General features: G+C 74.5%; 9 protein-coding genes. 1 reads left to right on the top strand and 8 read right to left on the bottom strand.

Going from position 1 to position 9,076, the window contains the following annotated elements; all coding sequences use genetic code 11:
• The 8 genes from ACWEV0_RS35090 to ACWEV0_RS35055 all read right to left on the bottom strand — a co-directional run.
• The coding region (locus ACWEV0_RS35090; RefSeq protein WP_453153866.1) for an ATP-binding cassette domain-containing protein at window positions 1–462 on the bottom strand (462 nt) is incomplete at its 3' end.
• Window positions 459–1,295 (bottom strand): ABC transporter permease, encoded by an 837-nt coding sequence (locus tag ACWEV0_RS35085; protein WP_453153865.1) that lies wholly within the window; start codon window positions 1,293–1,295, stop codon window positions 459–461. The genes ACWEV0_RS35085 and ACWEV0_RS35090, both read right to left, overlap by 4 nt.
• The gene (locus ACWEV0_RS35080; protein WP_453153867.1) at window positions 1,288–2,253 is read right to left on the bottom strand and encodes an ABC transporter permease; all 966 of its coding nucleotides are present in this window, start codon (window positions 2,251–2,253) and stop codon (window positions 1,288–1,290) included. The genes ACWEV0_RS35085 and ACWEV0_RS35080 overlap by 8 nt, the downstream gene beginning before the upstream one ends.
• A 38-nt stretch (window positions 2,254–2,291) precedes the next feature.
• Window positions 2,292–3,890, bottom strand: coding sequence for an ABC transporter substrate-binding protein (locus ACWEV0_RS35075; protein ID WP_453153864.1), 1,599 nt, complete (start codon window positions 3,888–3,890; stop codon window positions 2,292–2,294).
• Window positions 3,891–3,979: 89 nt separating this feature from the next.
• Entirely contained in the window at window positions 3,980–5,107 is a 1,128-nt protein-coding gene (locus ACWEV0_RS35070; protein WP_453153863.1) for an acyl-CoA dehydrogenase family protein, read from the bottom strand.
• The gene (locus tag ACWEV0_RS35065) at window positions 5,104–6,297 is read right to left on the bottom strand and encodes an acyl-CoA dehydrogenase family protein (protein ID WP_453153862.1); all 1,194 of its coding nucleotides are present in this window, start codon (window positions 6,295–6,297) and stop codon (window positions 5,104–5,106) included. The genes ACWEV0_RS35070 and ACWEV0_RS35065 overlap by 4 nt, the downstream gene beginning before the upstream one ends.
• On the bottom strand, window positions 6,294–7,262 hold the full coding sequence (locus tag ACWEV0_RS35060) for an NADPH:quinone oxidoreductase family protein (RefSeq protein WP_453153861.1): 969 nt from the start codon (window positions 7,260–7,262) through the stop codon (window positions 6,294–6,296). Before ACWEV0_RS35060 ends, ACWEV0_RS35065 begins: the two co-directional genes overlap by 4 nt.
• Window positions 7,263–7,366: 104 nt before the next feature.
• Window positions 7,367–7,996, bottom strand: a complete 630-nt coding sequence (locus ACWEV0_RS35055) for a helix-turn-helix domain-containing protein (RefSeq protein WP_453153860.1) — start codon at window positions 7,994–7,996, stop codon at window positions 7,367–7,369.
• A 212-nt stretch (window positions 7,997–8,208) separates the two neighbouring features.
• On the opposite strand from ACWEV0_RS35055, the gene ACWEV0_RS35050 reads away from it, so the two are divergent.
• Window positions 8,209–8,985, top strand: a complete 777-nt coding sequence (locus tag ACWEV0_RS35050; RefSeq protein WP_453153859.1) for a VOC family protein — start codon at window positions 8,209–8,211, stop codon at window positions 8,983–8,985.
• Window positions 8,986–9,076: the final 91 nt, after the last annotated feature.

Below are 9,076 nucleotides of genomic sequence, written 5' to 3'. Positions count from 1 at the left end.
GTCGCCGCCCTCCGGCGCAACGCCGCCCGGCCTGCCACGACCGTCGGCCTCGCCCGCCCCGGCGTCGGCGCGGGGTCCGCGGCCGGCCGAAGCAGCGGGGACACGGATCGCGCTGCCCGGGTGCGGGCCGGGCCGGTCGGCGGCGCGCCGGGAACGCCGGCCCGGCGGCGCGCCGGCACCGCCCCGTTCCTGCTCCGCGAGCCACGCCGTGCCCTCCGTCCTCGCGTTGGCCGGCAGCAGGCCCAGCAGCGCCGAGGCCAGTACCGACTTGCCGCAGCCGCTTTCGCCGACCAGGGCGAGGCACTCGCCCGGCGCGAGGTCGAAGGCGGCGTCGGTCACGGCGGCGACGGTGCGGCCGCCGCGCAGGTGGAAGCGGACGGTGAGGTCGCGGACGCTGAGGACGGCGTCGTGGGCGCGCTCGGCGGTGACGGAGTCCAGGGCGCGCAGGATCTGCTCGTTCACAGCATCAGCTCCGAGCGGCGGCGGGGATGGAGGCGGTCGCGCCAGATGCCGGCGAGGCCGGCGAGGGCGAGGGTCGGGACGATCAGCAGGAGGCCTGGGAAGAGGGTGGGCCACCAGGCGCCGGCGAGGAGGGAGGAGCGGGCGTTCTGGACCAGGTTGCCGAGGCTGGCCCGGTGGCTGGGGAGGCCGAGGCCGAGGAAGGAGAGGGCGGACTCGTGCCACATCGCGTGCGGGACCATCAGCACGGCGGCGAGTCCGGCCTGCGGCAGCACGGCGGGCAGCAGGTGCCGGACGGCGATCCGCCACCGGGACGCGCCGCCGGAGATCGCGGCGTCGACGAAGGGCCGGGAGCGCAGCGAGAGGACCTCGGAGCGGACGATCCGGGCGGTGGACAGCCAGTGGGTGAGCGCCACGGAGACGATCACCGGCCAGACGCCGGGCCGGAACATGGCGACGACGAAGATGCCGAGCAGCAGGTGCGGCACGGACGAGAAGCCGTCGACGACGCGCATGACGAGCCGGTCGGTGCGGCCGCCGAGCGCGCCGGCCCCTGCGCCCACCGCGGTGCCGACGACGGTGGCGGCGAGGGCGGCGACCAGGCCGACGAGCAGCGAGACGCGCAGCCCGTGGACGCAGCGGAGCAACAGGTCGCGGCCGAGGTCGTCGGTGCCGAAGGGGTGCTCCCACGAGGGTGGCAGGAGCTTGCGCCCCAGGTCGACGGCCTGTTCGTCGAGCGGGACGAGCGGCGGCACGAGGAGGACGGCGAGGGCGAGGCCGCCGGCGGTCAGGGCGGAGGTCCACAGCCGGAGGCGGCGGGTGCGCGGGTCAGCCATCGAAGCCCACCCGGGGGTCGGCGAGCCCGTACAGCAGGTCGGAGAGGAGGTTGCCGAGCAGCACGGCTGCGGTGGCGAGCACGGTGAGCGCGGCGAGCAGCGGGAAGTCGACGGAGACGGCGGCCTGGACGGTGGCGGCGGCGATGCCGGGCCAGCTGAAGACGGTCTCCACGAGGAGGGCTCCGGTGATGAGTTCGGGCACGCGGGAGCCGACGAGGGTGAGCACGGGGAGCATGCCGGAGCGCAGGGCGTGGCCGGTGAGGACGGTGCGTTCGGCGAGGCCGCGGGCGCGGGCGCCGCGCACCGGGTCCTCTTCCAGGGCGTCGCCGACGCCCTGTCTCACGTACAGGAAGAACCAGGGCAGTTGGGAGACGCCGAGGACGAGTGCGGGCAGCACGAGGTGGGTGGCGACCTGGCCGGCGGTGACGGTGGTGCTCGCGGTGTCGGTGAGTCCGCCGGCCGGGAGCACGCGGAGCCGGAGGGCGAGGAACCAGACGGCGAGCAGGCCGAGCCAGTAGGCGGGGGCGGCTTCGAGGGTGTACGCGGCGGATCCGGCGGCCCGGTCGATCAGTCCGCCGCGGCGGCGGCCGGCGAGGACGCCGAGGGCGGTGCCGAGGGTGACGGCGACGAGGAAGGCGGTGGTGGCGAGCAGGACGGACCAGCCGAGGCGTTCGGTGATGACGTCGGCGACGGGCTGCCGCATGACGGTGGAGTCGCCGAGATCGCCGCGTACGGCGTGGGCGACCCAGTCCCACCAGCGGGTGAACCAGGGCCGGTCGGCGCCGAGGTTGGCGCGGAGCCGGTCGAGGTCGGCCTGTGCGGCGGTGAGTCCGGCGGTGCCGGCGTACGCCTTGACGGGGTCGAAGGGGGAGGCGGCGGCGACGGCGAAGACCGCGAGGGTGACGGCGAGGAGGACGGGGACGGCGGCGAGCGCGCGCCGTCCCGTCATCCGCGCCATGGCGCGGAGCGGGAGGGCGCGGAGCGGGAGGGCGCGGCTCACTTCTTCGGCTTCCAGTCCTCGACGTTCCACCACGGGCCGGAGCCGAGGCCGTGCTCGTGCGGCTCGACCTGGGTGGAGAGTCCGTCCCAGCGGTCGGCGACGACGTAGACGTGGTCGACGTGGGTGAGGAAGGTGTAGCCGGGGTTCTTGGCCAGTTCGCGCTGGATGGTTTCGTACGCGGCTCGGCGCTTCGCGGGGTCGTCGGTGCGGCGGCCGTCCTCCAGGGCGCGGTCGACGACCGGACTGGCGTACTGGGCCATGTTGTTGAAGCCGTCGCCGGCGAGGGAGGACTTGAGCAGCGGGTACTGGTCGAAGTCGGGGTCGCCGGGCGAGCCGCCGCCGGCGAGGACGGCGTCGGTCCTCATGCGGGGTTCGATGACCTCCCAGGGGCCGGCCTGGGTGGTGAGGGCGATGCCGGCCTTCTTGGCGTCGGAGGCGTAGGCGAGGGCGTGGTCCTGGCGGAGCTTGTCGCCGGAGAGGTACCAGAGCGGGAAGGCGGCGCGGACGCCGTTCTTGACACGGACGCCGTCGGGGCCGGGCTTCCACCCGGCCTCGTCGAGGATCTTCCGGGCGCCGGCGAGGTCGTGGCGGCGTTCGGTGCCCCTGGCGAACCAGGGGCTGTCGGTGGGGACGGGTCCGTAGGCGGGCTTGCCGGCGCCGTCGAGGATCCGGTCGACCATGGCCTGCCGGTCGACGGCGAGGTCGAGGGCGCGCCGGATCGCGGGATCGCCGGCGACCCGGTTGTGGCTGGGCAGGGTGACGGTCCGGTAGTCGTAGGTCGTCGCCGTGTACGTCCGCCGGTCCTTGTCGCCCTTGAACCCGGCGGCGAGGGCGGGCGGCAGGACGGCGGCGTCGAGGTCTCCGGCGCGCAGCCGGGTGGCGCGGACGTCGTCGTCCTTGACGACGGCCATGGTGAACCTCTTCACGGCGGGTGCGCCGCCCCAGTAGTGCTCGTTGGCGGTGAAGGTGAGCTTCTCGCCCCTGGACCAGCCGGTGAGGACGTACGGGCCGGTGCCGACGGGCTTCGTGGTGAACGGGCCGGTGTTGACGTCCTGCCGGCCCGCGATGTGCTCGGGGGCGATGGCGAGGACGGTGCGCTCGGCGAAGGGCGCGTAGGGGTACTTGAGCGTGAAGACGACGGTGTCGTCGCCGACGGCCCGGACGTCCCGCAGGGCGTCGAGCTCGGTGCGGGAGGCGTTGTTGGTCTTCGGGTCGAGGATCGTCGTGTACGTGAAGACGACGTCCTTGGCGGTGAAGGGCCGGCCGTCGCTGAACCGCACGCCCTTGCGGAGCTTGTAGGTGTACGTGAGGCCGTCGGCGCTGACCGTCGGCAGCGCGGCGGCGAGGGCGGGCCGGAGCTTCATGCCGGCGTCGAAGGCGAGCAGCCCGTCGAAGATCTTGGAGTTGCCGTCCTTGCCGTAGCCGAGCAGGGGGCTGAGGGTCTCGGGTTCGTAGGCGATGCCGACGACCGCGGAGTCCTCGGCTCCGGCGGCGCCCGCGGCGCCGCCGCCTGGGGTCGAGCAGGCCGCCGCGGTGAGGGCCACGGCCCCGGTGAGTATCGCGGCGGTCGCGCGGCGGATGGTACGGGCGGCCAAGACGTCCACACCCCTCTTGAAGATCAACTGTTATTGCGAACGACTCGCAATTAAACAGCATGTAGAGGGGTGTGGACGCAGTCGGCCCCTTACCGCGGTGCGGGCAGGTCCATCAGCTCCGCGATCACGTCCTGGTGCCGGCCGGCCGAACCCAGCGCCGTCTGGTCCGACTTGGCCCGCTTGAGCGCCAGGTGCGCGGGGTGCTCCCAGGTCATCCCGATGCCGCCGTGCAGCTGGACGCACTCCTCGGCGGCGTGCACGGCGACCTTGGAGCAGTACGCCTGGGCGACGGCCACGGTCAGCTCGGCGTCATCGGCCCCGGTCGCGAGCGCGTCGGCGGCGGCGCGGGCCGCGGCCCTGGCGCCGACGAGTTCCAGCCACAGCTGGGCCATCCGGTGCTTGAGCGCCTGGAAGGAGCCGATCGGGCGGTTGAACTGGTGGCGCTCCCTGGTGTGCCGGACGGTCTCCTCCAGGCACCACTCGGCGAGCCCGAGCTGCTCGGAGGCGAGCAGTCCGGCGCCCGCGAGCAGCCCGCGCCGCACCGCCGCCGAGGCGGAGTCCGCGCCGGCGAGCCGGGTGCCCGCGGCGCCGCGGGCATCGACGACGGCGAGCGGTCGGGTGAGGTCCAGCGGGACCTGCGGCGTGATCCGCGCGTCCGCCGCCGGGACGGCGTACAGACCGTCGGCGCGCGGCACGAGGAGGACGTCGGCGGCGGCCGCGTCCGCGACGGCGGGCACGGGCCCGTCGATCACCGGGTCGGCGCCCGGCGCGGTGGAGAGCGGCACGACGAGGACGGCGACCGTCGCTCCGCCGGCGAGCGCGCCGAGCAGCTCGGTCACGGGACCGGTCCCCGCACCGGACTCGGCGCCGAGCGCGAGCAGGGTCTCGGTGGCCACGACGGCGCTGGTGAGGTACGGCGCCGGGGTCACCGCCCGGCCCAGCTCCTCCAGGACCACGGCCGCCTCGCGGTGGCTCGCGCCCTGACCGCCCAGCTTCTCGGGAACGAGCAGCCCGGCGGCGCCGATGCCACCCGCGAGGGCGTCCCACAGACCGGGGACGTACGGGCTCGGCTGCTCGATGCGGCCGAGCACCTTCTGCGCGTCGGCCCGGTCGGCGAGCAGCGAGCGGACGGCGGCACGCAGGTCGTCCTCCGCCTCGGAGTAGAGGAGGTCCAGCTGGGCGGAGGCCGGCCGGGCCGTCTCGGGCGTCTCGGTCATCGGGCGAGGTCCTTCCAGGCGACGTCCTTGTCGTTGCGCGGCTCCGGGGGCAGGCCGAGGACCCGCTCGGCCACGATGTTGAGCAGCACCTCGGTCGTGCCGCCCTCGATCGAGTTGCCCTTGGCGCGCAGATAGCGGTAGCCGGCGTCGCGGCCGGTGAAGTCGACCAGGTCGGGCCGGACCATCGCCCACTCCCCGTACAACAGACCCTCGTCGCCGAGGAGTTCGACCTCCAGGGCGCTGATGGCCTGGTTGAGCCGGGCGAAGCCGAGCTTCATGGCGCTGCCCTCGGGTCCGGGCTGGCCGGCGACGAGCTGCTGGCGCAGCCGTTCGCCGGTGAGCCGGGCGACCTCGGCGTCGACCCACAGGTCGAGCAGCCGGCGGTGCAGGTCGTGGGTGCGCAGCTCGGGGCGGGCGCGCCAGGTGCCGGCGGCCTTGCCGATCATGCCGCCCTCGCGCGGGATGCGGGCGCCGCCGATGGAGACGCGCTCGTTCATGAGGGTGGTCTGGGCGACCCGCCAGCCGTCGCCGACGTCGCCGAGGCGGTGGGCGTCGGGGATGCGGACGTCGGTGAGGAAGACCTCGTTGAACTCGGCCTCGCCGGTGATCTGGCGCAGCGGCCGGACCTCGACGCCCGGGTCGGTCATGTCGCAGACGAAGTAGGTGATGCCGCGGTGCTTGGGCAGGTCGGGGTCGGTGCGGGCGATGAGGATGGCCCAGCGGGCCACATGGGCGCTGGAGGTCCACACCTTCTGCCCGTTGACCACCCAGTCGTCCCCGTCGCGCACGGCGCGGGTGCCGAGGGCCGCCAGGTCGGAGCCGGCGCCGGGCTCGCTGAAGAGCTGGCACCACACCTCCTCGCCGACCCACAGCGGCTTCAGGAAGCGCTCCTTGACCTCCTCGGAGCCGTACGCGAGGAGGGTCGGGGCGGCCATGCCGAGGCCGATGCCGATCCGGCGGGGGTCGTTGTCGGGGGCGCCGGCGGCGGCGAGTTCGGCGTCGACGACGGCCTGCAGGGCGCGCGGGGCGTCGAGCCCGCCGAGGCCGGCCGGGTAGTGCACCCAGGCGAGTCCGGCGTCGAAGCGGGCGCGCAGGAAGTCGGCGCGGTCGGTGGTGGCCGGCGGATGGTCGGCGAGCAGCCGGCGGGTGCGCTCGACGAGTTCGGCCGCGTCGGGGCGGTGTGCCGTCATGCGCGGGCTCCTTCCGGGAGGACGACGAGCCGGCCGGTGGTGCGGCCCTCGGCGAGCCGCTGCACGGCGTCGGCGGCGGCGGCGAAGGGGACGCGCTCGCTCACGTACGGCTTGATCAGGCCCTTGGCGGCGAGTGCGGTGAGGGTCTCGTGGCAGCGCAGTACGGCGGCCGGGTCCTTGAGGTTGTAGAGGCCCCAGTGGAGGCCCATGATCGAGTAGTTCTTCACGAGGGCGTGGTTGAGGGCGGGAGCGGGGATGGTGCCGCTGGCGAAGCCGACGACCACGATCCGGCCCTCGAAGGCGACGAGCTTGGCGGACTGCTGGTAGGCGGCGCCGCCCACCGGGTCGTAGATCACGTCGGCGCCGCGGCCGCCGGTGGCCTCCTTGACGGCGGCGACGACGTCCTCGGCGTGCCGGTCGACGACCGTGTCGCAGCCGAGTTCGCGGGCGACGGCGGCCTTGTCCGCGCCGCCGACGACACCGATGACGGTGGCGCCGGCCGCCTTGCCGAGCTGGACGGCGGCGCTGCCGACCCCGCCCGCGGCGGCGTGCACGAGCAGCGTCTCGCCCTCCTTCAGGGCGGCCCTGCGGTGCAGGCCGAACCAGCCGGTCTGGTAGCCGATGTGGAGGGCGGCGGCCTCGGCGTCGTCGAGCGCCTCGGGGGCGGGGAGCAGCGCCGCCTCGTCGGCGACGGCGTACTCGGCGAGGCCGCCGTACGGGAGGGCGGGGGTGGCGATGACCCGGCGGCCGTCCTCGGTCTCGCCGCAGATCTCGACGCCGGGGGTGAAGGGCAGCGGGGGCCGCACCTGGTACTGCCCCCGGCAGAGCAGCGCGTCGGGGAAGTTGAGGCCGGTGGCGCGGACCTTCAGGAGCACCTGGCCGGGTCCGGGCACGGGCCGGTCGGTGTCGTCGCGCTGCATCACCTCGCCGGGCTCGCCGTTCTCGTGCACTCGCCATGCCTGCATGCGGACGCCTCCAGCTGCCTTCGTGATCCGTTCCGTACCGCGCGGTCGGTACCGCGCCGGTGACCGCATACTAAGCGGTCGCTTGGCCCAACGGAACCAGGCGCTCAGGACTTCTTGGCGCTCCGCGAGCTCTGTGAGCTCTTCGGGCGCGCCCGTACGTGCATGCGCTCGCCCTGCGGCCCGAACAGGCTCAGGAACTCCACCCGCCGCTCCCCCGCCGACCCGAACCAGTGCGGGACGCGGGTGTCGAACTCGGCCGCCTCGCCGGGCCCGAGCACCACGTCGTGCTCGCCGAGGACGAGCCGCAGCCGCCCGGAGAGCACGTACAGCCACTCGTACCCCTCGTGCACCCGGGGATCGGGCACTTCGGAGCCCGGCTCCTGGACCACCTTGTAGGCCTGGAGGCCGCCGGGCTGGCGGGTGAGCGGGTACAGGGTGCGGCCGTCCCGGACGATCGGCTTCGCCCTCACCCGCGGATCGCCCACCGGCGGCGCGCCCACCAGCTCGTCGAGCGGGACCTGGTGGGCCCGCGCGATCGGCAGCAGCAGCTCCAGGCTGGGCCTGCGCCGGCCGGACTCCAGACGGGACAGGGTGCTCACCGAGATGCCGGTGGAGGCGGAGAGCTCGGCCAGGGTCGCACCGCGCTCGCGGCGGATGCGGCGGAGCCGGGGGCCGACCTCGCCGAGCACCTCGTCGATGCGGTCGTCACGGCCTTCACGTTCTTCTTCAGTCACCTTCCCCATTTGCGGAAACGGCAACTTCGTCTGTCAACCGTGCCGGCCCGGAGCAGCGGCGGGCTGGGCCGTGCGGATGAAAGCCGGGCGCCGGGGCTGCGCGGGGCGCGCGCGAGGGTGAGGATCGGCCATGGTGGCCGGAACCCGGCCATCCGCCGTCACGACACGGCCTCCCCGCACGACCTTCACCCCGGAAGGACGGGACACCCTCCATGCTCGGTACGGACTTCACCAAGGGCTCACCCGACTGGCTGGACCTCGGCAGCCCCGACATCAACGCCGCCGCCGAGTTCTACGGCCGCGTCTTCGGCTGGGACTTCGCCACGGCCGGCCCCGACGCGGGCGGCTACGGCTTCTTCCAGCAGGACGGCAAGACGGTCGCCGCGCTCGGGCCGCTCGGCGAGGGCGCGAGCAGCGCCTGGACCGTCTACTTCCAGACCCCGGACGCCGAGGCGACCGCCCGGGCGACGGAGCAGGGCGGCGGCACGGTCCGGCTGGCGGCCATGGACGTGATGGACGCCGGGCGGATGGCGGCGCTGACCGACCCGGCCGGTGCCGAGTTCGCCGTCTGGCAGCCCGGCACGGTGCGGGGCCTGGAGCGCACCTCCTCGCCCAACACCCTGCTCTGGGCCGAGCTGCACGTCCCGGACCCGGAGGCCGCGCTCGGCTTCTACCAGGGGCTGTTCGGCTGGCGCTGGGAGGAGATGGAGGCGCCCGGCATGACGTACCGGGTGATCTCGACGGCCGAGGGCGACCTGAAGGACGCCTCGTTCGGCGGCGCGGCTCCGCTGCAGCCGGGGGCGGACAAGTCGCGCTGGATCCCGTACTTCATGGTGGAGGACGCGGACGCGACCTCCGCGTCGGTGCAGGAGAGCGGCGGCTCGGTCCTGATGGCGCCGGCGGACGTGCCGAAGGTGGGCCGCATCGGCTGGTTCGCGGACCCGTTCGGCGCTCCCTTCGCGGTCCTGACGCCCTCACCCGACATGTGAGCCGACATGTGAGCCGATGACGAAGGGCAGCGGGGAGGTGCGCCGGCGCACCTCCCCGCTGGCCCTGGTCGGGGGGTTGGTCAAGGTGGAG

This window comes from Streptomyces sp. NPDC003943 (genome assembly GCF_053605265.1).
Note: the sequence above shows the minus strand (reverse complement) of the source record. Positions and strands in the feature narration are given on the sequence as shown.

What these genes read in the sequence shown, in the direction of transcription:
- ACWEV0_RS35085 (WP_453153865.1), bottom strand. Translation starts at nt 1,295, where the DNA reads ATGGCTGACCCGCGCACCCGCCGCCTCCGGCTGTGGACCTCCGCCCTG.
- ACWEV0_RS35080 (WP_453153867.1), bottom strand. Translation starts at nt 2,253, where the DNA reads ATGGCGCGGATGACGGGACGGCGCGCGCTCGCCGCCGTCCCCGTCCTC.
- ACWEV0_RS35070 (WP_453153863.1), bottom strand. Translation starts at nt 5,107, where the DNA reads ATGACCGAGACGCCCGAGACGGCCCGGCCGGCCTCCGCCCAGCTGGAC.
- ACWEV0_RS35065 (WP_453153862.1), bottom strand. Translation starts at nt 6,297, where the DNA reads ATGACGGCACACCGCCCCGACGCGGCCGAACTCGTCGAGCGCACCCGC.
- ACWEV0_RS35060 (WP_453153861.1), bottom strand. Translation starts at nt 7,262, where the DNA reads ATGCAGGCATGGCGAGTGCACGAGAACGGCGAGCCCGGCGAGGTGATG.
- ACWEV0_RS35050 (WP_453153859.1), top strand. Translation starts at nt 8,209, where the DNA reads ATGCTCGGTACGGACTTCACCAAGGGCTCACCCGACTGGCTGGACCTC.